This window comes from Streptomyces filipinensis (assembly GCF_014649495.1).
Lineage (GTDB): Bacteria > Actinomycetota > Actinomycetes > Streptomycetales > Streptomycetaceae > Streptomyces > Streptomyces filipinensis.
In genome coordinates, this window is record NZ_BMTD01000014.1 from 173,355 (window position 1) to 197,225 (window position 23,871).

Annotated in this window: 17 protein-coding genes and 2 pseudogenes; 14 read left to right on the plus strand and 5 right to left on the minus strand. The window is 71.3% G+C overall.

The annotated features are described in order from the left end of the window. The first annotated feature begins 106 nt into the window (after positions 1-106). Positions 107-859 (plus strand): DUF4190 domain-containing protein, encoded by a 753-nt coding sequence (locus tag IE244_RS28450; protein WP_229854369.1) that lies wholly within the window; start codon positions 107-109, stop codon positions 857-859. A gap of 107 nt (positions 860-966) precedes the next feature. Then, on the plus strand, positions 967-1,422 hold the full coding sequence (locus tag IE244_RS28455; RefSeq protein ID WP_191876424.1) for a DUF4190 domain-containing protein: 456 nt from the start codon (positions 967-969) through the stop codon (positions 1,420-1,422). Positions 1,423-1,507: 85 nt separating this feature from the next. On the opposite strand, the gene ybiA is transcribed toward IE244_RS28455, so the two are convergent. Continuing rightward, a complete protein-coding gene (ybiA, locus tag IE244_RS28460; protein ID WP_191876425.1) occupies positions 1,508-2,071 on the minus strand; it encodes a riboflavin biosynthesis intermediates N-glycosidase in 564 nt (187 codons plus the stop codon). A 209-nt stretch (positions 2,072-2,280) separates the two neighbouring features. Between ybiA and IE244_RS28465 the strand changes: the two genes are divergently transcribed. The 8 genes from IE244_RS28465 (at position 2,281) to IE244_RS28500 (ending at position 12,146) form a co-directional block, all read left to right on the plus strand. After that, positions 2,281-3,816 (plus strand): gamma-aminobutyraldehyde dehydrogenase, encoded by a 1,536-nt coding sequence (locus IE244_RS28465; RefSeq protein ID WP_191876426.1) that lies wholly within the window; start codon positions 2,281-2,283, stop codon positions 3,814-3,816. Positions 3,817-3,906: 90 nt separating this feature from the next. Next, positions 3,907-5,154, plus strand: a complete 1,248-nt coding sequence (locus IE244_RS28470; RefSeq protein ID WP_191876427.1) for an ABC transporter substrate-binding protein — start codon at positions 3,907-3,909, stop codon at positions 5,152-5,154. A gap of 8 nt (positions 5,155-5,162) precedes the next feature. Further along, a complete protein-coding gene (locus tag IE244_RS28475) occupies positions 5,163-6,314 on the plus strand; it encodes an ABC transporter ATP-binding protein (RefSeq protein ID WP_191876428.1) in 1,152 nt (383 codons plus the stop codon). Further along, positions 6,314-7,243, plus strand: a complete 930-nt coding sequence (locus IE244_RS28480) for an ABC transporter permease (RefSeq protein ID WP_191876429.1) — start codon at positions 6,314-6,316, stop codon at positions 7,241-7,243. The genes IE244_RS28475 and IE244_RS28480 overlap by 1 nt, the downstream gene beginning before the upstream one ends. Continuing rightward, positions 7,243-8,043 carry an ABC transporter permease gene (locus tag IE244_RS28485; RefSeq protein WP_191876430.1) on the plus strand — a complete coding sequence of 267 codons (801 nt, stop codon included), beginning with the start codon at positions 7,243-7,245 and terminating at the stop codon, positions 8,041-8,043. Before IE244_RS28480 ends, IE244_RS28485 begins: the two co-directional genes overlap by 1 nt. 37 nt (positions 8,044-8,080) lie before the next feature. Then, positions 8,081-9,511: an NAD(P)/FAD-dependent oxidoreductase gene (locus IE244_RS28490; protein WP_191876431.1), complete on the plus strand. Its 1,431-nt coding sequence runs from the start codon at positions 8,081-8,083 to the stop codon at positions 9,509-9,511. 252 nt (positions 9,512-9,763) lie between these two features. After that, positions 9,764-10,222 carry a hypothetical protein gene (locus tag IE244_RS28495; RefSeq protein ID WP_191876432.1) on the plus strand — a complete coding sequence of 153 codons (459 nt, stop codon included), beginning with the start codon at positions 9,764-9,766 and terminating at the stop codon, positions 10,220-10,222. 112 nt (positions 10,223-10,334) lie between these two features. Continuing rightward, the gene (locus IE244_RS28500; protein ID WP_191876433.1) at positions 10,335-12,146 is read left to right on the plus strand and encodes a chitinase; all 1,812 of its coding nucleotides are present in this window, start codon (positions 10,335-10,337) and stop codon (positions 12,144-12,146) included. Positions 12,147-12,213: 67 nt separating this feature from the next. Here IE244_RS28500 and IE244_RS42230 read toward each other — a convergent pair. After that, positions 12,214-12,471: pseudogene (locus IE244_RS42230) on the minus strand (phosphatase PAP2 family protein); the annotation flags it as partial. Positions 12,472-13,131: 660 nt separating this feature from the next. After that, positions 13,132-14,466 carry a 4-aminobutyrate--2-oxoglutarate transaminase gene (gabT, locus tag IE244_RS28510; protein ID WP_191876434.1) on the minus strand — a complete coding sequence of 445 codons (1,335 nt, stop codon included), beginning with the start codon at positions 14,464-14,466 and terminating at the stop codon, positions 13,132-13,134. Between the two features lie 301 nt (positions 14,467-14,767). On the opposite strand from gabT, the gene IE244_RS28515 reads away from it, so the two are divergent. The 4 genes from IE244_RS28515 to IE244_RS28530 all read left to right on the plus strand — a co-directional run bounded on the left by IE244_RS28515 (position 14,768) and on the right by IE244_RS28530 (position 21,951). Beyond that, positions 14,768-16,894, plus strand: a complete 2,127-nt coding sequence (locus IE244_RS28515; protein ID WP_191876435.1) for an ATP-binding protein — start codon at positions 14,768-14,770, stop codon at positions 16,892-16,894. A gap of 98 nt (positions 16,895-16,992) precedes the next feature. After that, positions 16,993-18,687: a PucR family transcriptional regulator gene (locus IE244_RS28520; protein ID WP_191876436.1), complete on the plus strand. Its 1,695-nt coding sequence runs from the start codon at positions 16,993-16,995 to the stop codon at positions 18,685-18,687. A 217-nt stretch (positions 18,688-18,904) separates the two neighbouring features. Continuing rightward, positions 18,905-20,350, plus strand: a complete 1,446-nt coding sequence (locus tag IE244_RS28525) for an aldehyde dehydrogenase family protein (protein WP_191876437.1) — start codon at positions 18,905-18,907, stop codon at positions 20,348-20,350. Positions 20,351-20,580: 230 nt separating this feature from the next. Further along, on the plus strand, positions 20,581-21,951 hold the full coding sequence (locus IE244_RS28530) for a S53 family peptidase (protein WP_031167463.1): 1,371 nt from the start codon (positions 20,581-20,583) through the stop codon (positions 21,949-21,951). Between the two features lie 343 nt (positions 21,952-22,294). On the opposite strand, the pseudogene IE244_RS28535 reads toward IE244_RS28530, so the two are convergent. Further along, a pseudogene (locus IE244_RS28535) lies at positions 22,295-22,596 on the minus strand (sugar hydrolase); the annotation flags it as partial. 102 nt (positions 22,597-22,698) lie between these two features. Then, entirely contained in the window at positions 22,699-23,685 is a 987-nt protein-coding gene (locus IE244_RS28540; RefSeq protein WP_373305784.1) for a LacI family DNA-binding transcriptional regulator, read from the minus strand. Positions 23,686-23,871: the final 186 nt, after the last annotated feature.

A 23,871-nucleotide genomic window follows, 5' to 3' on the forward strand; every position in this document is an offset into this window, starting at 1 on the left:
GCGGAGGGGTGGCCTCCGGATGTACGCCCCGGGATCCACCGCCCGGCCCGTGCGCTGCGGGAATCCGGGGTACCGGGCCGCAGGGGTGCGGAGGTGAGGCCGTAGCATGGCGGCACGAACGACCGAGGGGGACATGCCCGTGAGCGACGGAGCGCAGCCGAGTGGGGCCGCGGGGGGCGACTACAACCCGTGGGCGCCGCCCGAGCACCGGCCTTCGCTGGAGAAGAAGCCGGGCGAGCCCCAGGACCAGCCGCCCGTGCGGCCGCCGTCCGTGCACGACCAGGCGACCATGATCTCCCTGCAGCCCGACGGCTTCCCGCCGCCCGCGGCCGCCCCCGGCTTCGCCCCGCCTGCCGCCGCCCCCGGTTTCGGCATGCCCGGCCCGGCCCCGATGGGCGGTGAGGCCGTACCGCCACCGCCGATCGCGCCCTCGGGCCCCGGCATACCCGCACCGCCCGCTTCCGGCGGCTACGGCTACCCCGGCTACCCCGCGGGCTACGGCTGGACCGGTATGCCGATGGCCCCGCAGAACGGCATGGGCGTCGCGGCGATGGTGCTCGGCATCCTCTCCCTGTGCCTGTTCTGCATGTACGGCGTGGTCTCCGTGGTGCTGGGCATCCTCGCGGTGGTCTTCGGCATCAAGGGCCGCAAGCGGGCCCAGCTCGGCGAGGCCACCAACCACGGCCAGGCCCAGGCGGGTCTGATCATGGGCATCATCGGCATCGTGGTCGGCATCGCCGTGATCGTCCTGCTGGCGATCGGCATCACCGCCGCCATCCATGAGGGCCGCACACACTCCGGCCCGTACGACGACGACTCCGCCCGCGGTGTCTCGGTGACGGTGGCCACCGGCCGCTGAGTCCGTCGGGTCCTGGCCGTTCGGACGCCGGTCGGCCGGAACCCGCTCCCTCCCGTTGCGTGCGGCCATTACGATGCCCTCGATCGTCAACGGAGGGGAAAGCGCGCATGTCCAACATCAACCCCGGAGCCGGTGGTTACGGTCCGCCGGCTCCGCAGCAGCCGCCGGGATACGGATACCCGCAGCAGCCCGGGCCCGGCTACGGCTACCCGCAGGCGGGGCAGGGGCCGTCCTACCCGGCCGCCCCGCCCACGGCGTACCCGCAGGGCCCCGGCTACGCCATGCCGATGCAGCCGAGCAACGGCATGGGGACCACGGGACTGGTGCTGGGCATCATCGGCGTGGTCTGCAGCCTCACCATCGCCATGGAGATCCTCGGGATGATCCTGGGCATCCTGGCGATCATCTTCGGCGCCATCGGCCGGGGCAAGGCCAACCGGGGTGAGGCCACCAACAAGGGCGCGGCGACCGCCGGTCTCGTCTGCGGCATCATCGCCACCGTGCTCCTGCCGCTGCTGGTCTTCGCGTTCTTCGCCAGCATGTTCAGCGCCAGCACGTTCTGACGTCCCGGCGGGCCGGGAGGCGACACGGGGGCCGGCCGTCAGGCCGGCCCCCCAGCTGTCGGGCGGGCCCCCGGCTCCGGCCCGCTCAGGCCGCCGCCCCCGCCAACCGCTCCCGCGCCTCCATCAGCGCGAAGCCCAGCAGGTTCGGTCCGCGCCACCGCTCCGGGTCCGAGGCCGCCTCGTCGTCCGCCGCGAGGCCGATGCCCCATACACGGTCCAAGGGGCTCGCCTCCACCAGGACCCGGTCACCCGTGCCCAGCAGGAACGCCCGCAGATCGTCGTCCGCCGCGAACTTGTGGACGCTGCCCTCGACCACGATCCGGAAGCGCTCCCGCTCCCACACCGCCTCGTCGAAGCCGCGGACCAGCCGGCCCTCCTTCTTGACCTGCGCGGGATGCTCCGCGGCCAGCACCCGGCGCTCCGCCTCCGCGTCGCCGAACAGCCGCGCCTTGCCGGCCATCATCCAGTGCTCGGCCGTCGCGTACTCCACCCCGTCCACCACGAACGGTGACGGCCACCACTGGCTCAGACAGCTCGCGCCGATCCTGCCGTCCGGCCGCGGCCGGTGTCCCCAGAAGTGCAGATACTTGACCCGGGCCCCGGCCCGGACCTCGCTGATCAGGGCTTCCAACCCGTCGATCTTCCCCATGCACGCGAGTCTGGCACGTACCACTGACACTCCGTCCGGCCTTTTCCCTCCGCACTCGACACCTGGTCGACAGATTCCGTTGCGTAACCAAAAGGCAACAACGGAATCACTTGTTGGAGTCCACTCTCTCTGTCAGGATCGGCACTCAAATCGAGCTGGAGCTACGCCACCCACCCCCCGGGACGGGGCAAACGGCGGAGGAGAGCGACATGCACAACCCGGGCACCGCCACCCCGGAACGATTCCCCGCCGAGGACCGGTTCGCCGAGGGCGCGCAGTTCATCGCGGGCCGGCTGACCAAGGGCACCTCGGGCCGCACCCACGCCGTGGTCGACCCCGCCACCGGTGAGGAGGTGTACACCTACGAGCTGGCCGGCACCGACGACGTCGACGCGGCCGTCGCCGCCGCGCGCGCGGCCTTCCCGGGCTGGGCCGCGGCCACCCCGGGCGAACGCTCGGACGCGCTGCACCGGTTCGCCGCCGTGCTCGCCGAGCGCGCCGAGGACTTCGCCCGCGCCGAGTCGCTGCAGTGCGGCAAGCCGCTCAAGCTGACCCGCGAGTTCGACGTCCCCGGGACCATCGACAACATCGCCTTCTTCGCGGGCGCCGCCCGGCATCTGCAGGGGCAGTCCGCCGGTGAGTACTCGGGCGACCACACGTCGTACGTCCGGCGCGAGCCGATCGGCGTGGTGGGCTCCATCGCGCCCTGGAACTACCCGCTGCAGATGGCTGCCTGGAAGATCCTCCCGGCGATCGCCGCCGGCAACACCATCGTGCTGAAGCCGGCCGAGCTGACCCCGCTCACCTCGCTGCTCTTCGCCCAGGCCGCCACGGACGCCGGTATCCCCGACGGCGTGATCAACATCGTCACCGGAACCGGGAGGGAGGCGGGGGAGCACCTCGTCGGCCACCCCGATGTCGCCATGACCTCCTTCACCGGCTCCACCCCCGTCGGCAAGCGAGTCGCCGAGGTCGCCACCGCCACCGTCAAGCGGCTCCATCTGGAGCTGGGCGGCAAGGCACCCTTCGTGGTCTTCGACGACGCCGATCTGGAGGCCGCCGTCCACGGCGCGGTCGCCGGTGCGCTCATCAACACCGGCCAGGACTGCACGGCCGCCACGCGCGCGTACGTGCAGCGCCCGCTCTACGACGCGTTCGTGGAGCGGACCGCCGCCCTGATGGAGACCGTCCGGCTGGGCGACCCCTTCGCCGCCGGTACCGATCTCGGTCCGCTCATCTCGCACGTCCAGCGGGACCGGGTCGCCGCCTTCGTGGACCGGGCGCGTGCCTACGCGCGCGTGGTGACCGGCGGTGAGGCACCCGAGGGCGACCTGGCGGACGGCGCCTACTACCGGCCCACCCTGATCGCCGACGCGGCGCAGGACAGCGAGATCGTCCAGTCCGAGATCTTCGGTCCGGTACTGGTCGTGCTGCCGTTCGACAGTGATGATGAGGGCATCCGGCTGGCCAACGACACCCCCTACGGCCTCGCCGCCTCCGCGTGGAGCACGAACGTCTACCGCGCCAACCGCGCCACCCGCGAGATCAAGGCGGGCTGCGTGTGGATCAACGACCACATCCCGATCATCAGCGAGATGCCCCACGGCGGCTCCAAGGCCTCTGGCTTCGGCAAGGACATGTCGGTGTACTCCTTCGAGGAATACACCCAGGTCAAGCACGTAATGTTCGACAATACGGCGGTCGCCAGGAAGGACTGGCACCGCACGATCTTCGGGGACCGGTAGCAGACGGTTTTGTCCGGCTGCCGCCGGGAGTGACGTTCCGGCCCTCGACCACGGCCGACCCACCCATCCCTCCGAAAGGGCACCACGCGCATGGAGCAGTACGAGCCCGACCGCCTCACCCCGGTCGAACTGGCCGCCATACGGCGCAGTTTCCGCAACGGCAGGGCCGCGATGACCCGCCGTTCGCTGCTGCGCGCCTCCGCGGGCGGTGCGCTCGCGGTCGGCGGACTCGGGGCGCTGAGCGCCTGCGGGATCCCCGCGGCGACCAAGACGCAGGGTGGTGTGCCCGCGGACGACCACTCGGCCAAGGAGAAGGTCGTCAACTTCTCCAACTGGCCCGAGTACATCGACGTGGACGACAAGGGCAAGCGCCACCCCACGCTCGACACGTTCGCCCGGCGGACCGGTATCCAGGTCAAGTACACCGAGGACATCAACGACAACGACGAGTTCTTCGGGAAGATCCAGCCGCAGCTCGCCGCCGGCCAGGACACCGGCCGCGACCTCATCGTGCTCACCGACTGGCTGGCCGCCCGGATGATCCGCCTCGGGTACGTCCAGAAGCTGGACCCCTCGAACCTGCCGCACGCCTTCGCCAACCTTTCGGACCAGTTCCGCGCGCCCGACTGGGACCCCGGCCGCGCCTACTCGTACCCCTGGCAGGGCATCTCGACCGTCATCGCCTACAACAAGAAGGCGCTCGACGGCATCGAGGTGAAGTCGGTCTCCGACCTGCTCGACAACCCCAAGCTCAAGGGCCGCGTCGGCTTCCTGACCGAGATGCGCGACAGCATCGGCATGACCATGCTCGACATGGGCAAGGACCCCGCGAAGTTCACCGACGACGACTACGACGCGGTGACCGCCCGCCTGCAGAAGGCCGTCGACAAGGGCCAGATCCGCCGCTTCACCGGCAACGACTACACCTCCGACCTCGCCAAGGGCGACTTCGCCGCCTGCATCGCCTGGGCCGGTGACATCGTCCAGCTCCAGGCCGACAGCCCGGACGTCGGCTACGTCATCCCCGACAGCGGCTACATGACGTCGACGGACAACATGCTGATCCCCAACAAGGCACGTCACAAGACGAACGCCGAGCGGCTCATCGACTACTACTACGAACTCGAACCGGCCGCCGAGCTCGCCGCCTACATCAACTACGTGAGTCCGGCCGCGGGGGTGAAGCCGTACCTCGCCAAGATCGACAAGCAGGCGGCGGACAACCCGCTGATCCTTCCCGACAAGGCCATGCAGGCCCGGTCCCACGCCTTCCGCTCCCTGACGCAGAAGGAAGAGACGACCTACCAGCAGAAGTTCTCGAAGCTCACAGGGGCGTGACGACGACGATGACGACACCAGACAACAGCGGCGACGTCCGCCTCTCCGGTATCAGCAAGACCTACGACAACGGCTTCACCGCCGTACAGCCGCTCGACCTGACCGTGCCGCAGGGCTCCTTCTTCGCCCTGCTCGGCGCCTCCGGCTGCGGCAAGACCACCACCCTGCGCATGATCGCCGGCCTGGAGGAACCTTCCTCCGGGACCGTGCGCCTCGGCGACCAGGACGTCACCCACCTGCCGCCGTACAAGCGCCCGGTGAACACGGTCTTCCAGTCCTACGCCCTCTTCCCGCACCTCGACATCTTCGAGAACGTCGCCTTCGGCCTGCGCCGGCGTGGCATCAAGAGCGTGAAGAAGCAGGTCGAGGAGATGCTGGAGCTGGTCCAGCTCGGTGAGCAGGCCCGCAAGAAGCCGCACCAGCTCTCCGGCGGCCAGCAGCAGCGCGTCGCCGTCGCCCGCGCGCTGATCAACCACCCGAAGGTGCTCCTCCTCGACGAGCCCCTCGGCGCCCTCGACCTCAAGCTGCGCCGCCAGATGCAGCTGGAGCTCAAGCGCATCCAGACCGAGGTCGGCATCACCTTCGTGCACGTCACGCACGACCAGGAGGAGGCCATGACCATGGCCGACACGGTCGCCGTGATGAACGCGGGCCGCGTCGAGCAGCTCGGCTCCCCGAGCGACCTGTACGAGAACCCGCAGACGACGTTCGTCGCGAACTTCCTCGGCACCTCCAACCTCATCGAAGCCGAGGTCGACACGAAGAACGGCGACGACATCGTGCTCAAGGCGGGCGGCGGCAAGCTGGTGCTGCCCGAGGCGCGATGTTCCGCCCCGACGACGGCCGGCGGCAAGGTGCTGGTCGGCATCCGCCCCGAGAAGATCTCCCTCACGCACGCCGACGACGCGGGCGAGATCCCCGCGGGCCGCAACCGCCTCACCGGCAGGATCGCCGACGCCAGCTTCATCGGTGTCTCCACCCAGTACGTGATCGACAGCCCCGTCTGCGACGAACTGTCGGTGTACGTGCAGAACGTCGAGCGTGACGGCCGGCTCGTCCCCGGCGCCGAGGTCGTCCTGCACTGGAGCCCGGCACACACCTTCGGCCTGGACGCGGCTCAGGACATCGACGCGGGCACCGAGGAAGAGGCGGCCGCCTGATGTCGACGCTCACCGAGGCACCCCCGCCTCTCGCCCCCGCCGCACCGGAGAAGAAGCCACCGCGCAAGCGCGGCCGGTTCACCCCGTACTGGCTGCTGCTGCCCGGCATGCTGTGGCTGGTCGTCTTCTTCGCGCTGCCGATGATCTACCAGGCCTCCACCTCCGTGCAGACGGGCTCCCTGGAGGAGGGGTACAAGGTCACCTGGCACTTCGTGACCTACTGGAACGCGCTGAGCGAGTACTGGCCGCAGTTCCTGCGCTCGGTCTTCTACGCGGCCGCCGCGACCGTGCTGTGCCTGCTGCTCGGCTACCCGCTGGCCTACCTCATCGCCTTCCGCGCGGGCCGCTGGAAGAACCTGCTCATGATCCTGGTGATCGCGCCGTTCTTCACCAGCTTCCTGATCCGGACCCTGGCCTGGAAGACGATCCTCGCGGACAACGGCCCGGTCGTGCACGCCCTGAACTCGCTGCACATCCTGGACCTCACCAACTTCCTCGGCTGGACGGCCGGGGACCGCGTCCTCGCCACACCCCTGGCGGTCGTCTGCGGTCTGACGTACAACTTCCTGCCGTTCATGATCCTGCCGCTGTACACGTCGCTGGAGCGGATCGACGGGCGGCTGCACGAGGCGGCCGGCGACCTGTACGCCAAGCCCTGGACCACCTTCCGCAAGGTCACCTTCCCGCTGTCGATGCCGGGCGTCGTCTCGGGCACCCTGCTGACCTTCATCCCCGCGGCCGGCGACTACGTCAACGCCGAACTGCTCGGCTCCACCGACACCCGCATGATCGGCAACGTCATCCAGACGCAGTTCCTGCGGATCCTGGACTACCCGACCGCCGCGGCCCTCTCCTTCATCCTCATGGCCGCGATCCTGGCCATGGTCACGATCTACATTCGCCGCTCCGGGACGGAGGATCTGGTCTGATGCCCTTCGTCACCTGGCTCAAGCGCCGTCTCGTCGTCATCGCGGGACTGCTGACGCTCGCGTACCTGCTGCTGCCCAACGTCATCGTCACCGTGTTCTCCTTCAACAAGCCGAAGGGGCGCTTCAACTACGAGTGGCAGCAGTTCTCGCTGGACGCCTGGAAGCAGCCGTGCGGCGTCGCCGACATGTGCGGTTCGCTGTCCATCAGCCTCCAGATCGCCGTGTGGGCGACGATCGGCGCCACCCTGCTGGGCACGATGATCGCCTTCGCGCTGGTCCGCTACCGCTTCCGGGCCCGCGGCGCCGTGAACTCGCTGATCTTCCTGCCGATGGCGATGCCCGAGGTCGTCATGGCCGCCTCGCTGCTCACCCTGTTCCTCAACATGGGCGCACAGCTCGGCTTCCTGACGATCCTCATCGCGCACATCATGTTCTGCCTCAGCTTCGTCGTCACCGCGGTCAAGGCACGGGTGATGTCGATGGACCCGCGCCTGGAGGAGGCCGCCCGGGACCTGTACGCCGGCCCCGTGCAGACCTTCCTGCGGGTCACCCTGCCGATCGCGGCACCCGGCATCGCCGCGGGCGCGCTGCTGTCGTTCGCGCTGTCCTTCGACGACTTCATCATCACCAACTTCAACGCCGGCTCGACCGTCACCTTCCCCATGTTCGTGTGGGGTTCGGCGCAGCGCGGCACGCCCGTCCAGATCAACGTCATCGGCACGGCCATGTTCCTCGTCGCCGTGCTCTTCGTCCTGACCTCGATGGTCATCAGCAATCGCCGTAACAAGCAAAAGGCGTAGGCCTTTTCCGGAAAGTCCTCTGTAGGGAGTTGAAATCATGGCCCCAAGCGCCATGAGCCGTGGCAAAGACAGCTGGATCTCCTCTCTCTCCGAAGCCCAGCCGGTCCCGTACTGGCTGGAAGACCCTGGCAAGCCCGACGCCGAGCCCGCCCTCACCGGCACCGAGACCTGCGACCTGCTGGTCGTCGGCGGCGGCTACAGCGGGCTGTGGACCGCGCTGAACGCCAAGGAGCGCGACCCGCAGCGCGACGTGGTGCTGCTGGAAGGCCGCGAGGTGGGCTGGGCCGCCTCCGGCCGCAACGGCGGCTTCTGCGCCGCCTCCCTCACGCACGGCCTGCCCAACGGCCTGACCCGCTGGCCCGACGAGATCCAGCGGCTGGAGGAGCTGGGCCGGCGCAACCTCGACGAGATCGAGTCCGCGGTCGCCCGGCACGGCATCGACTGCGACTTCGAGCGCACCGGCGAGATCGACGTCGCCACCGAGACCTACCAGGCCTGGGAACTGCGCGACTGGCACCGGGAGCTGGAGGAGAAGGGCCTCGCGGACGGCGTCGAGTTCCTGGACGCCGACGCGGTGCGCGAGCAGGTGAACTCGCCCACCTTCGAGGCCGGCCTGTGGGACCGCCGGGGCGTGGCCATGCTGCACCCGGCCAAGCTGGTCTGGGGTCTGAAGCGGGCGTGTCTGCGGCTCGGCGTACGGGTGTACGAGCACACACCCGCGCTGAGCCTGAAGCAGTACGGCGCCGGGATGGCCGTACGCACCCCGTACGGCGCGGTCCGCGCCCGGCAGGTCGCGCTCGGCACGAACATCTTCCCGAGCCTGCTGCGCCGCGTGCGCTCCTACACCGTCCCGGTCTACGACTACGCGCTGATGACCGAGCCGCTGAGCACCGACCAGCTGGCGTCGATCGGCTGGAAGAACCGGCAGGGGCTCGGGGACAGCGCCAACCAGTTCCACTACTTCCGGCTGTCCGCCGACAACCGGATCCTGTGGGGCGGCTACGACGCGATCCACCACTACGGCGGCCGGGTGCGCGCCGAGTACGACGACCGGCCGGAGACCTACGCCAAGCTCGCGGGCCACTTCTTCACCTGCTTCCCGCAGCTGGAGGGCGTCCGCTTCACCCACGCCTGGGGCGGCGCGATCGACACCTGCTCGCGCTTCTCGGCGTTCTTCGGCACGGCACACCAGGGGAAGGTCGCGTACGCGGCGGGCTACACGGGCCTGGGAGTGGGCGCCACCCGTTTCGGCGCGGACGTGATGCTGGACCTGCTGGACGGGGAGCGCACCGAGCGGACGGAACTGGAGATGGTCCGCAAGAAGCCGCTGCCGTTCCCGCCGGAGCCGTTCGCCTGGACCGGCATCGCGCTCACCAAGTGGTCCCTGGCCCGGGCGGACGCGCACGGTGGCCGCCGCAACCTGTGGCTGCGGACGATGGACCGGCTGGGGCTGGGCTTCGACAGCTGAGCGGAAGCCCGGTCGTGTACCCGCCCCTCAGGGCTGCGTCAAGCCACGGGTTTCCGGAGCATGACCTCGCTGCCGCTGTGAGGCGTACTGGATCACGAGGACCACGACCACCATGACCACGACGAGGACGGGAATGTGACCTAGATCACTCGAAGAGGGTGTGGAATCCGCGTAATGCCCCCGGAAGGCCTCCCTCTCTCCTCTGGCGCGACCGCGCGGAACGGTCGGGCCAGAGAAGAGGGAGGCTTTCTGATGACTGGGGCGAAGACGGCCGTCGAATGGCTCGCATCCGTCGCACCGGATCCCGAGGCCTGTCGCTGGGAGTGGGAACGCAACCCCCTCGGGGTGGCCCTGCTGCCGGCGGGCAGGGCGTGGGACGTGTTGATCCTGCCAGGGGAACTCGGCTACCCGACCCTGGATGTGCTCACCCGGATCCTCGACCGGCCCGGCCCGGTGCTCGCCGACTTCGGCGACCACCGGGTCGGGTTCTTCGTGCCCCCGGGCACCGCGGCACGCTGGCTCGGCACCGGCATCCGCACCGCCGGCGCCGGCACCTGGATCGTCGTACCCCATCCCGGCCGGGCGGCCCGGGGTGTGCGCTGGCTGATGCCGCCGGACGGCGCCGGCACGCTGACCGACCCGGCACTGCTGGAGCTGGCGATGCACGAGGCGGCGGCGGGGCTGGCCGGGAAGCGGGACGGGGACGGGTAGCGGCCGTGCCGGCAACGGCCGTACGGGGAGCGGCCGTACACCTTGACAACGGGATTGGTCTGGACCAAATTGTGTGCGCTCCGCTCCTCCAACTCCCCGCCAGGAGGCTCCTGTGGAACGCGCCAGACGCCCCGGATCCGTCCTCGCCCTGCTCACGGCCGCCCTGCTGGCCGTGCCCGGTGTCACCGCGCTCTCGTCGGCCGCCCGTGCGGCCGACGCGGACCTCGCGACGAACGGCGGCTTCGAGTCCGGCCTGACCGGCTGGACGTGCACCGCCGGCAGCGGAACGGCGGTGAACTCGCCTGTGCACAGCGGGAGTTCCGCGCTGCAGGCGACCCCGGCCGGCAGCGACGACGCCCAGTGCGCGCAGACGGTGACGGTCCGGCCCAACGCGTCGTACACCCTGTCCGGTTACGTCCGCGGCTCGTACGTCTACCTCGGTGCGACCGGCACCGGCACCACCGACGTCTCGGCCTGGACCCAGTCCGCCCCCGACTGGCAGAAGCTCGCCACCACCTTCACCACCGGCGCCGCCACGACGAAGGTCACCATCCACACGCACGGCTGGTACGGCACCGGTGCCTACCAGGCCGACGACATCTCCCTGGTCGGCCCGGGCGCCGGCACCGGACAGCCACCCGCCGCGCCGGCCGGCCTCGCCACCGGCACGGTCACCTCCTCCTCCGTGGCCCTGTCCTGGTCGGCGGTGACCGGCGCCACGAGTTACGGCGTCTACCGCGGCGGGGTCAAGGTCCAGACGGTGAGCGGCACTTCGGCCACCGTCACCGGACTCGCGCCCGCGACGGCCTACAGCTTCCAGGTCACCGCGAGCAACGACGCCGGCGAGTCCGCCAAGTCGGCCGCGGTGACCGCGACGACCACGGCAGGGACCGGCGGCGGCTCGACCGGCCTGCCCGCGCACGCGCTGGTCGGCTACCTCCACGCCGGCTTCGCCAACGGCTCCGGCTACACCCGCCTCGCCGACGTACCCGACAGCTGGGACGTCATCGACCTCGCCTTCGGCGAGCCCACCTCGGCCACCTCCGGCGACATCCGCTTCCACCGCTGCCCGGTCACCGAGTGCCCGAACGTCGAGAGCGACGCCGACTTCAAGGCGGCGATCAAGGCCAGGCAGGCGGCCGGCAAGAAGGTGCTGATCTCGATCGGCGGCCAGAACGGCCAGGTCCAGCTGACGACCACCGCGGCCCGCGACGCCTTCGTCTCCTCGGTCTCGGACATCATCGACACCTACGGCCTCGACGGCCTCGACATCGACTTCGAGGGCCACTCGCTGTCCCTGGACGCGAACGACACCGACTTCACACACCCCACGACACCCGTGATCGTGAACCTCATCTCGGCCCTGAAGACCCTGAAGGCCGCCTACGGCGCGAAGTTCGTGCTGACCATGGCCCCGGAGACCTTCTTCGTGCAGAACGGCTACCAGTACTACGGCACCGGCAAGTGGGGCGGCCAGGACCCGCGCTGCGGCGCGTACCTCCCGGTGATCCACGCCCTGCGCGACGACCTCACGCTGCTGCACGTCCAGGACTACAACTCGGGCCCGATCATGGGCCTGGACAACCAGTACCACTCCATGGGCGGCGCCGACTTCCACATCGCCATGACCGACATGCTGCTCACCGGCTTCCCGGTCGCGGGCGACCCGGACCACGTGTTCCGGCCCCTGCGCCCGGACCAGGTGGCCATCGGCATGCCGGCGTCGACGAACGCGGGCAACGGCTACGTGGCTCCGGCCGAGGTCACCAGGACCCTGGACTGTCTGACGAAGAAGACCGACTGCGGTGCGTACGCGCCCCACGGAACCTGGCCGTCGCTGCGGGGTCTGATGACGTGGTCGGTGAACTGGGACCGCTACGCGAACTGGGAGTTCCAGAAGAACTTCGACGCGTACTTCGGCTGACGCGGCCGGCGAACAGGGCGAGGGCGGCCAGCAGCACGGTGCCCAGGCACCAGCCGGCCACCACGTCCAGCGGCCAGTGATAGCCGCGGCGGACCAGGCCGTACGACACCCCGAGCACGAGGACCGCGCACCCGGCGACCAGGGCACGGCGGGCGGCCGCGGAGCGCAGCCAGGGGAGGAGGAGCAGGGCCGCGGAGCCGTAGGCGACGGCCGCCGTGGTGGTGTGGCCGGAGGGGTAGTACCCCGACCCCGGGGGCATCACGGGCGTACCCGGCCGCGCGGTCCAGTCCTTGAGCGGTACGACGACCGCCGGGACCAGCGCCATCAGCACGGCCGCGGCGAGCGGCGGCAGCCACCACCGGTCCGCGCCGGCGGCACGGCCCCGCCCGGCCGCGTACCCCAGGGCCAGGACCAGCGCGGGGACGGCGACCTGGATGTTTCCGAGGTCGGAGAGGAACTCCGAGAACCGGTCCGGATGGACGATGGCCCGGCTGAGACGGGCGTCCAGGCGCAGCAGCGGGCCGTGACCGGCCACCTGCCAGGTGATGAGCGCGAAGAGGACGGCCGGGAGGCCGAGGAGCGGGGCGCGGCGGACTACGGTCGACACGGCGCCCAGCTTGTCAGACGGGCTCGGAGAGAAGGAGGTCGGCCGCCCCGGAACAGGGGGGGTGGTTCCGAGGCGGCCGTCCGGATCGGAACGTCGCGCGCCCCGGGGGGTTTGGGGCGGCGACCGTCCGATCGGTGAGGAGATCCCGGAGCCGTCAGGCGCCGGTTGTGTGCGCGAGGGCACGACCAGGTCGAAGCTGGGGAGGCCCCGCCCTGAAATCGCCCACAGTCCCCTGTGGGCGGGGTGTATCTCTCATCTGGGTAGAACCTACGGCAGGCCGAGGCGCTTGGGCAGGCGGAATCGCGTCCCGCCATCCACCTCGCACACCTTCTTCACACGGCCTGCCGCAGGGGCCCGCCGCAGGTGCGGGCCACTCGCTCAGATGCGCGAGAAGGCCTGCTCGATGATGTCGAGACCCTCGTTGAGGAGGTCCTCGCCGATCACCAGCGAGGGCAGGAAGCGCAGCACGTTGCCGTAGGTGCCGCAGGTCAGGACCAGCAGGCCCTCGGCGTGGCAGGCCTTGGCGAGCGCGGCGGTGGCCTCCGGGTTCGGCTCCTTGGTGGCGCGGTCCTTCACGAGCTCGATCGCGATCATCGCACCGCGGCCCCGCACGTCACCGATGATGTCGAACTTCTCGGCCATGGCGGTGAGGCGACCCTTCATGATCTCCTCGATGCACCGGGCCTTGCCGTTGAGGTCGAGCTCCTTCATGGTCTCGATGGCACCGAGCGCACCCGCGCAGGCGACGGGGTTGCCGCCGTACGTACCACCGAGCCCGCCGGCGTGCGCGGCGTCCATGATCTCGGCGCGCCCGGTGACGGCGGCGAGCGGAAGCCCGCCGGCGATGCCCTTGGCGGTGGTGATGAGGTCCGGGACGATCCCCTCGTCCTCACAGGCGAACCACTGGCCGGTCCGGCAGAAGCCGCTCTGGATCTCGTCGGCGACGAAGACGATCCCGTTGTCGGCGGCGAACTGCCGGATCGCCGGCAGGAAGCCCTTGGCCGGCTCGATGAAGCCGCCCTCACCGAGCACCGGCTCGATGATGATCGCGGCCACGTTGTCCGGGCCGACCTGCTTGGTGATCTGGTCGATGGCCTGCTTGGCGGCCTCCGGACCGGCGTTCTCCGGACCGGTGGGCCAGCGGTAGCCGTACGCCACCGGCACCCGGTACACCTCGGGCGCGAAGGGCCCGAAGCCGTGCTTGTACGGCATGTTCTTCGCCGTCAGCGCCATGGTCAGGTTGGTCCGCCCGTGGTACCCGTGGTCGAAGACCACCACGGCCTGCCGCTTGGTGTACGCACGAGCGATCTTGACGGCGTTCTCGACGGCCTCGGCGCCGGAGTTGAACAGCGCGGACTTCTTGGCGTGGTCACCCGGGGTCAGCTCGGCGAGGGCCTCCGCGACCTCCACGTACGCCTCGTAGGGGGTGACCATGAAACAGGTGTGGGTGAAGTCCGCGAGCTGGGCGCTCGCGCGCCGTACGACGGCCTCGGCCGACGCGCCGACGGAGGTCACGGCGATACCGGAGCCGAAGTCGATGAGGCGGTTGCCGTCGACGTCCTCGATGATGCCGCCGCCCGCGCGCGTGGTGAAGACGGGCAGCACCGAGCCCACGCCCTGCGCGACCGCGGCGGTACGGCGGGCCTGCAGCTCCTGCGACTTCGGGCCGGGGATGGCGGTGACGACGCGGCGCTCCTGCGGAAGTGCGGTCATTGGGGGCTCCCTGATGATCTTGCGTGGATCTGCGTACCGGGCGGTCCGGACGATTCCGGGCGGTGCGTTTTTCGGCCGCTTACCTATCTTTCTTCGCAGGCTAGGGCCGGGGGTGGGGGGTGGGCATGCTCCATGTGGGCGTTGTCGGCCAGTGCGGTTGTCCGCCGTGGACATAGCCGTGTGACCGGGGTGCGCCCAGTCGGCGGGCACTCTCGGCCGCGTAAGCGGTGAACTCCCCTTGTCATGGCATTAGATTGGCTCGCTGATGGTGGACGGAACGGCTGGTCAGGGGGCAAGGGAGATGGACAGCGACGGCACACGGGACGCACGCGGCACGCATGCGCATCCTGTACCCCGCCCAGCGACACCCTTCGAGCACAACGGCACACCACCGATGCCGACGGTACCGCCGGGCGCACCACCGCGACCGGACGGCTCGCCCTTCCTGACCTGGCTGCGCACCCCCCGCCCGGAGGCGGCGCCCGGTGTATGGCGCCTCGGACACCGGCCCCGGCCCGAGCAGGAGCCCGAGCAGACCCCGGCCCGGCAGCTGATCAGCGGTGCTCTCATCGCCTTCCTCGTCGGCTGGCTGGTGTGGTCCCTGTTGTGGAACGGCTACCTCGGCAGCTGGTGGGTGCTGCCCCTGCAACTGCTCGTGCCCGACTCCTGGCGCAACAGCGACAGCAACGTCTCGCGGGCCTTCCTCTGGTACGGCTACTACAGCCTCATCGCCCTCGCCATTCTGCTCGTCGTCGGCAGGCTCGGCCGCTGGGGCGAGGTCTGGCGCCGCTACGGCCCGCCCGCCTGGCGTCCGGCCAGGCCGGTGACCGAGCGCCCGCCCGCACCCGAGCAGGACCCCGCAGAATGGCCCCACCTGCGCCAGGCCGGTGCTCACGAGGCTGCCGAGCGGCTGGCTGCCGAGGCGAAGGCCGGGCTCATGCGGGATGTCGATCACGCGCGGATCAGCCGGGCCTGGCAGGGCGTGCGGTCGGGGCGGCACACCCTGGCCGGTTTCACCGGTGCCGTGCTCAAGGACGGCTCCGGCGCCTGCCTGCACCCCTCCGGCGAGCGCGACCTGCCCGTCCGGCACGCCCGCCACGACCTGCTGACCGGTCAGGTCCGGCTCGGCACGACCGCCGACGACCCCCGCAACCCTTACCACTACCGCGGTGCCGGCCTGGGCCTTGACCCCGGGCTGCTCGGCACCTCGCTGCTCGCCGTCGGCCCGTCCGGCTCCGGGAAGACCGGCGCGGTGGTACGGCCGCTCGCCGAGTCCCTGTGCCTGCACGCTCTCGCCGGACGCGCCTCCGTCGTGGTCGTCGGCGCGGCGGGCGCCGGGCTCGGCCCCGCGGAGGGCTACGACGTCGTCGTACGCATCGGCCACCCGGACTCCGTCTACGACCTCGACCTCTACGGCGGCACCACCGACCCTGACGAGGCCGCGGCCATACTCGCCGAGGCCCTCGTCGGTGACCTCGCCGACCCGCACCCGGGCAGCGACAGCCGGCGCTCCACCACGGTCCTCGCCCAACTGCTCGGCCCCTTCCGCGCCGTCCACGACCGCTTTCCCTCCGTGCCCGAGCTGCGCGGGCTCCTGGACGGCGCCCCCGGCCCGCTCGCCGCGCTGCGCAAGGCGCTGACGGACACCGGACAGGACGGCCTGCTGCGCGAACTCGACGCCCGAGAGCGGCAGATGGCGCACCCGGGTGACGTCGGTACCGTGCTCGCGGACCGGATCGCGCTGCTCGACCGGCCCGCCTTCGCCCCTTTCTTCGACACCTCCGGGCAGAGCCGGCCGTTCTCGCTCAAGGCCCTCGACCACCCGGTCCGCGTCCGCATCGACCTGCCCCAGCGCGGTCACGGCGACGCCTCCCGGATCCTGGCCCGGCTGGTGCTCGCCCAGTTCACAGCCGCCGTGACAGTGCGGGAGGACCGGTCGCTGTTCGCCTGCCTGATCCTCGACGACGCCTCCGGCGCCGTCACCCCGGAGGCGGTCCGCAGCATCCAGCGGCTGCGTTCCGCGGGGGCCGGTGCGGTGCTCACCCTGCGCACGCTGGACGACGTACCCAGGCCGCTGCGCGGGCCGCTGCTCGGCGCCATCGGCTGCCGCATGGCACTGTCCGGGGTCACTCCCTGGGACGGGCAGGACTTCGCGGACGTGTGGGGCAAGGAGTGGACCGAGACCCGGGACGTCACCGACCGGCAGATCATCGCCGAGACCCCGGCCGGCAAGGCCGTGCACATGCTGCGCCGGGTCATCACCGGACAGGCGCCCACCGCCCGCGCCGTCACCGTGCGGCAGGTCGAGCGGGAGCGTTGGTCGGCTTCTGAGTTGGCTCATGGGGTGCCGGCGGGGCATGCCGTGTTGTCGTTGACGAGTGTGCGCGGGGAGCACGCGCCGCCGTTGTTGGTGGACCTGCGGGGGTGAGGGGGCGGCACGGGACCGTACGGTGAGGCAGAATCGGCACAGGCCGTTCATACGTCGCGGCCAAAAGATCACCGGATCTCCCTCACCGTGAAGGCCCCATGCCCCCGACCCTCGCCTCGCTCGTCCACCACTCCGCGCTCAAGCTGACCGTGCGCGCGGGCGAGGACCGCCTCGACGTGCCCGTCCGCTGGGCCCACGTCAGCGAGCTGGCCGACCCCGTGCCGTACATGGAGGGCGGCGAGCTGCTGCTGATCACCGCCCTCAAGCTGGACGCGGAGGACCGGGAGGCCATGCGGCGGTATGTGAAGCGTCTGGTCGGGGCCGGTGTCGTCGGGCTCGGGTTCGCCGTCGGGGTGAACTACGAGGAGATTCCCGAGGCGCTGGTCGAGGCCGCCCGGGAAGAAGGGCTGCCGCTGCTGGAGGTCCCCCGCCGCACCCCCTTCCTCGCCATCAGCAAGGCCGTGTCCGCCGCCATCGCCGCCGATCAGTACCGCGCCGTCACGGCAGGGTTCGCCGCGCAGCGTGAGCTGACCAAGCAGGCCCTCAACGCCGGACCCGAGGGGCTGCTCGGCGCGCTCGCCGCCCAGGTCGACGGGTGGGCGGCCCTGTACGACGCCTCCGGTGCCGTCGTCGCCGCCGCGCCCGAGTGGGCCGGGCGGCGTGCCGCGCGGCTGACCGCCGACGTCGAGCGGTTGCGGGAGCGGCCCGCGCCGGCCTCCTCCGTGGTCGGCGGGCCCGATCACGAGGACCGGGTCGAGTTGCACTCCCTGGGGACGGGACGCCGGCCGCGCGCCGCGCTCGCCGTCGGTACGGCCGCGGCCCTGGGCACCGCCGAACGGTACGCCGTCCACTCCGCCATCGCCCTGCTCACCCTCACCACCGAACGCTCCCGCTCCCTGTACGCGGCCGAGCAGCGCATCGGCACGGCGGTGCTGCGCATGCTGCTCGCCGGGCAGCCCGACCACGCCCGGTCCGTCGCCGGGGACCTGTACGGCGGGCTGCTCGACGCGCCGTTCCGGATGATCGTCGCCGAGTCGGTGTCCGGCTCGGCCGCGCGGGCGCACGCGGATGCCCATGCCCATGCCCATGCCCACGCGCCCGCTCCGGCGCGGGTGAACGGTGCTGCCCAGCAGGCGTCCGCCGCCGCTCTCGCCGCCGCCGGCACCGGCGGGGATCCGCTGGGCGGGCTGACGGAGACCGTGGAGTCCGCCGCCGCCCGCTCCGGGGAGTCCGTCCTGGTCGTGCCCGAAGGGGAGCGGCTGGTGGTGCTCGCCGCCGACGGGGGCGCGGCGGTGGCCGCCTGTACGCAGTACGCGGCGGCGCTGGAGGCGGCGCGAGCGGTGCCCGAGCAGAACGGGTCCGACGAGGACGAGCTCGTCGTCGGGCTGTCCGCGCCGGCCGGTCCGATCGCCGCGGCGGCGGCCTACAAGCAGGCCGAGCAGGCGCTGTCCGTGGCCCGGCGGCGCGGGCGCGTGCTGGTGGAGCACGAGCAGCTGGCCGCGGGGTCCGTGCTGCCGCTGCTGGCCGACGACGCGGTGAAGGCGTTCGCCGACGGGCTGCTGCGGCCGCTGTACGAGCACGACGCGACGGGGCGGGGGGATCTGGTCGCCTCGCTGCGGGCCTGGCTGTCGCGGCACGGGCAGTGGGACGCGGCCGCGGCGGACCTGGGGGTGCACCGGCACACGCTGCGGTACCGGATGCGCCGGGTCGAGGAGATCCTGGGCCGGTCCCTGGACGACCCCGACGTCCGGATGGAGCTGTGGCTCGCCCTGAAGGCGACGTCGACGGAGTGACCGCCCCCCGGGGAGCCCCGCGCGCTGCGCCCCGGACTCGCTCACCTCCCGGGCACCGGAGGCGACCCCGCCCTTCCCACCCTTCCACCCCGCCATTCCGGCGCACCCCCCGCCCCGAGTGCTACGACTCGGACAAGCGACCCCCGGCCGTCCCCGCCCTACCGTGGACAGCGAACCGAAAGAACACCCCCAACGCGGAAGGGCCGGGACTCACGACATGACTTCCACCCACGCCTTCTGGCTCGCCGGCCGCCAGGTCACCGGTGAGGACACCTTCGACGTCACCTCCCCGTGGGACGGCCGGCTCGTCGGCAAGGTCAGTGTGCCGACCGACGCCCAGGTCGAGGAGGCCGTGGCCGCCGCGTACGCCGTACGGGACGAGTTCGCCGCCACCCCGGCGCACGTGCGCGCCGCCGCCCTCGACCACGTCAGCAAGCGGCTGGCCGAGCGCACCGAGGAGATCGCCCAGCTGATCTCCGCCGAGAACGGCAAGCCCATCAAGTGGGCCCGCGGCGAGGTCGGCCGGGCCGTGTCCGTGTTCCGGTTCGCGGCGGAGGAGGCCCGGCGGTTCAACGGCGGCGAGGCCCAGCGCCTCGACACCGACGCCGGCGGCCAGGGCCGGCTGGCCATCACCCGCCGCTTCCCGAAGGGTGTCGTGCTCGGCATCGCGCCGTTCAACTTCCCGCTGAACCTGTGCGCCCACAAGGTCGCCCCCGCGATCGCCGCCGGTGCCCCGATCATCCTCAAGCCGGCCCCGGCCACCCCGCTGTCCGGCCTGGTCATCGGCGAGCTGCTCGCCGAGACCGAGCTGCCGGCCGGCTCCTGGTCGATCCTGCCGGTCGCCAACGACCGCATGCCCGCCCTCGTCCAGGACGAGCGCCTGCCGGTCATCTCCTTCACCGGTTCCGAGAAGGTCGGCTACGCGATCATGGACTCGGTGCCGCGCAAGCACTGCACGCTGGAGCTGGGCGGCAACGGAGCCGCGGTCGTCCTCGGCGACTACGCCTCCGACGCGGACCTGGACTGGGCCGCGACCCGCATCGCGACCTTCTCCAACTACCAGGGCGGCCAGTCCTGCATCTCGGTGCAGCGCGTGATCGCCGACGCGTCGGTGTACGACCGTCTGCTGCCGCGTATCGTCGCCGCCGTCGAGGCCCAGGTCACCGGTGACCCGAGCGACGCCAAGACCGACGTCGGCCCGCTGGTCAGCGAGGACGCCGCCCAGCGCGTCGAGGCGTGGGTCAAGGAGGCCGTCGAGGCCGGTGCCACGCTCCTCACCGGTGGCGACCGCGACGGCGCCTCCTACGCGCCCACCGTCCTCACGGACGTACCGGCGGACACGACGATCGCCTGCGAGGAGGTCTTCGGTCCCGTTCTCACCGTGCAGAAGGTGGACGGCGAGGCCGAGGCGTTCGCCGCGGTCAACGACTCCAAGTACGGCCTCCAGGCGGGCGTGTTCACCCACGACGTGCAGGTCGCCTTCCGCGCCCACCGCGCCCTGGAGGTCGGCGGTGTGGTGGTCGGCGACGTCCCGTCCTACCGCGCCGACCAGATGCCGTACGGCGGTGCCAAGCAGTCCGGTGTGGGCCGCGAGGGCGTGCGGTTCGCGATGGAGGACTACACCTACGAGCGCGTGCTGGTTCTCACCGGTCTCGCGCTCTGACCTGCCACGGACAGGTCAGCCTGAACGGCCGGAGCCCACTGTGCGGGGGCTCCGGCCGTTCGCGTGTGCGAGTGCCCGGGGTAGCCTGTTTCCTGCCTGCTGGTAAAGGATTTGATATCGGCGGTTCAAGAGTCTTGTTCTGTCCATGACTCTCCCGATGAGATGCGCCTGACCAGTTCGTCCCGCCGGTTCGTCCGGCTCGGGGCGTCTCAGGACACTCAGGGGACCACATGCACATAGCCCGTACCGGGCGCGGCGTCGCGGCGTCCGCCGCCACCGTCGCACTCGTCGCCGCCGCACTGGCGGCCACCTCCCAGGCCGGCGCCACCACCGCCGCGCCCGCCGGCGTACCGCACACCTTCGCGCAGCCGGCCGTCGCGGGGCACGCCCTCGTCCACGGCGTGGCCAGCCCCCTGCCCATCGCGCAGTGTCAGGCCAAGTGGCACATCAACTGCTACAACCCGCTGCAGTACCGCACGGCGTACAACCTGAACCCGCTGTACAAGAAGGGCATCACGGGCAAGGGCCGGACGATCGTCATCGTCGACTCGTTCGGGTCGCCGACCGTCCAGCACGACCTGGACGTCTACAGCAAGCAGTTCGGGCTGCCCAGCACCAAGGTCAAGGTCGTCAAGTGGGGCCACGTCCCCGCGTTCGACCCCAAGAACTCCGACATGACCGGCTGGGCCGGCGAGACCACGCTGGACGTGGAGATGGCCCACGCCGTCGCGCCCGGCGCCAAGATCGTCCTGGTGGAGACGGCGGTCTCGGAGACCGAGGGGACCACCGGTCTGCCGGAGATGATGTCCGCCGAGAAGTACCTGATCGACCACGGCGTCGGCGACGTCATCAGCCAGAGCTTCGGCGCCACCGAGAACACCTTCCCGGGCTTCGGCAGGGGCGACTTCTCGAGCATCAAGAAGCTGCGGTACGCCTTCGAGGACGCCCAGCGCAAGCACGTGACCGTCCTCGCCTCGTCCGGTGACGGTGGCGCCACCGACAACAAGCTGGACGGCAAGACGTACTACAACAAGCGCGTCAACTCCTGGCCTTCGGCGGACCCGCTGGTCACCTCCATCGGCGGCACCCAGCTCCACCTGAACGACAAGGGTGAGCGGGTCAAGCCGGACAGCGTCTACAACGACTACGGCGCGGGCGGCGGCGGCCAGTCCCACGTGTTCACGCGGCCGTCCTTCCAGAACGGCGTGAAGAACGTCGTCGGCACCCGCCGCGGCACCCCGGACATCTCGATGGCCGCCGCGGTCAACGGCGGTGCCTGGGTCTACTCCAGCTACGACCCGACCGCCACCGGCTGGGACGTCAGCGGCGGCACCAGCGAGGCCAGCCCGCTCTTCTCGGGCATCGTCGCCCTCGCCGACCAGGTGGCCGGTCACCGTCTGGGCGACATCAACGGGGCCCTCTACACCCTTCTCCAGCAGAAGAACCCGGGCGTCGTCGACGTCAACGACGGCACCGACAACAGCTATGAAGGCGTCAAGGGCTACAAGGCCGTCAACGGCTACGACATGGCCACGGGCGTGGGCACCCTGAACGCCCTCCGCTTCGTGCCGGCCCTGGCGAAGGCGGCCCACCACAGCTGACGCCTCGGCACTCGGCAGGGCTCGCGCCCTGGCGCCCCGCCCTCAGGACGGCCCGGGTCCCCGACCCGGGACGTCGGCATGTCCGCGTCGCGCGGGCCGCGAGGGCCCGACCCCTCGCCGGCAGTTGTGGGGTCAGTTCGCGCACGCCCGTGCCGAAGTCGCGGGAACGGTGGACCAGTTCCCCGGTCGTCCCGCTCCCCGCCGGGGTCACCGCGTCGCCCGCCGTCCGTGTCCTGCCCACGGCTGGGGCACCTCGTCCGCCGTGCGGTCGCCGGTGTTCGTGACCGTGCAGGACACCCGCAGCGTGCCACCGTCGGCCCGCGCCGACAGGCCGGTGTCGGCCGAATGCGCCGAGCCGGAAGCGTACGGGGAGCTGGCGGCGTACGGCGGCGTCGAGGCCCGCCTCGGTCAACAGGCCCTGTGCCAGCGCCCCCTGCCCCGGTGCGGGATCCGCCCGGACTCCGTGCCGTGGTCGGTCAAGCTGTCCACGCCGGCGAGCAGGGCGGCCGCGGTGGCCTCCTCGTCACGGCCCCACAGCGGATGCCGCAGCAGGTTCACCGTCGGCGCCCAGGCGTTGAGGCCGACGCGGTCGTCGCGGGCCCGCATCGCCCGCGCCTCCCTGGACACCGCCTCGCCGACACACCGCCGAGGTGGGTCCGGTGGAAGAAGTCGCAGACGATCGCGGAGACCGGGCGGGTGCCGGAGGGGGGTCGGGCCGGCGCGGGCCGGGGGTCCGGCGGGCGTGGGTCAGGAGGCGGCCGGGGCCGGTCCCGAGCTCGCCCGTACCGTCAGTTCGGGTGCGATCAGCACGACCTCGTCGCTGCCCCGCCCGTCCAGCTTGGCCACCAGGTGCTCGACCGCGTGCCGGCCCATCTCCGGTGCGGGGACGGCGACCGAGGTCAGCCGTACCGAGGCCTGGACGGCGACCTGGTCCGGGCAGATCGCGACCACGGACACGTCCTCCGGAACGGCCCGGCCCTGCTGGCGCAGCAGCGCGAGCAGCGGCTCCACCGCCGACTCGTTCTGCACAACGAACCCGGTCGTCGCCGGGCGCTCGTCGAAGATCCGGGCCAGGGTGAGGGCCATCGCGTCGTACCCGCCCCCGCACGGCCGGTGCAGCACCCGTACGCCCGACCCGCGGGCGCGGGTGCGCAGTCCGTCCAGGGTGCGCTCGGCGAAGCCGGTATGCCGCTCGTAGACGGCCGGGGCCTCGCCGATGACTGCGACATCACGGTGACCGAGCTCCGCCAGGTGCTCGACGCACAGCGCGCCGGTCGCGCTCAAGTCCAGATCCACGCAGGTCAGGCCCGCTGTGTCGGCGGGCAGCCCGATGAGGACCGAGGGCTGGTCGGTCTGCCGCAGCAGCGGCAGCCGCTCGTCCTGCAGCTCGACGTCCATCAGGATCATCGCGTCGGCGAGCCCGCTGCCGGTCACCCGGCGCACCGCGTCCGGCCCCTCCTCCCCGGTGAGCAGCAGGACGTCGTAGCCGTGCGTAGGGGCCGTGGTGGCCACCGCGATGGCGATCTCCATCATCACCGGCACGTACATGTCGGTGCGCAGCGGGATCATCAGTGCGAGGGCGACCATCCGTGCTCCAAGCGGTTTGAAGCGCTTCGACAGCGCCTTTTCGACGGGACGTCCACCAGAGCGACATCGGCTGAAAGGTGTACTCCCTCGTACGCCGTACCCAGACCACCGGCGCGACCCTGAACCTGGACGACTGCACCCAGGCACTCGTTCGGCGCAAGCCGCTCGGCGACGACGAGTACGTGTCCGGGACCGAGTCCGGCACCGAGGTCTTCAAGGGCTCGGGGCGCCTCGACACCACGTCCTGCTCGGTCGACATCGGCCGGCCGCCCGGCCGGATATCCGCTGAACGGACGCGCGAGGGGTGGTGGGGTCGGCCCGTTTCGGGTACCA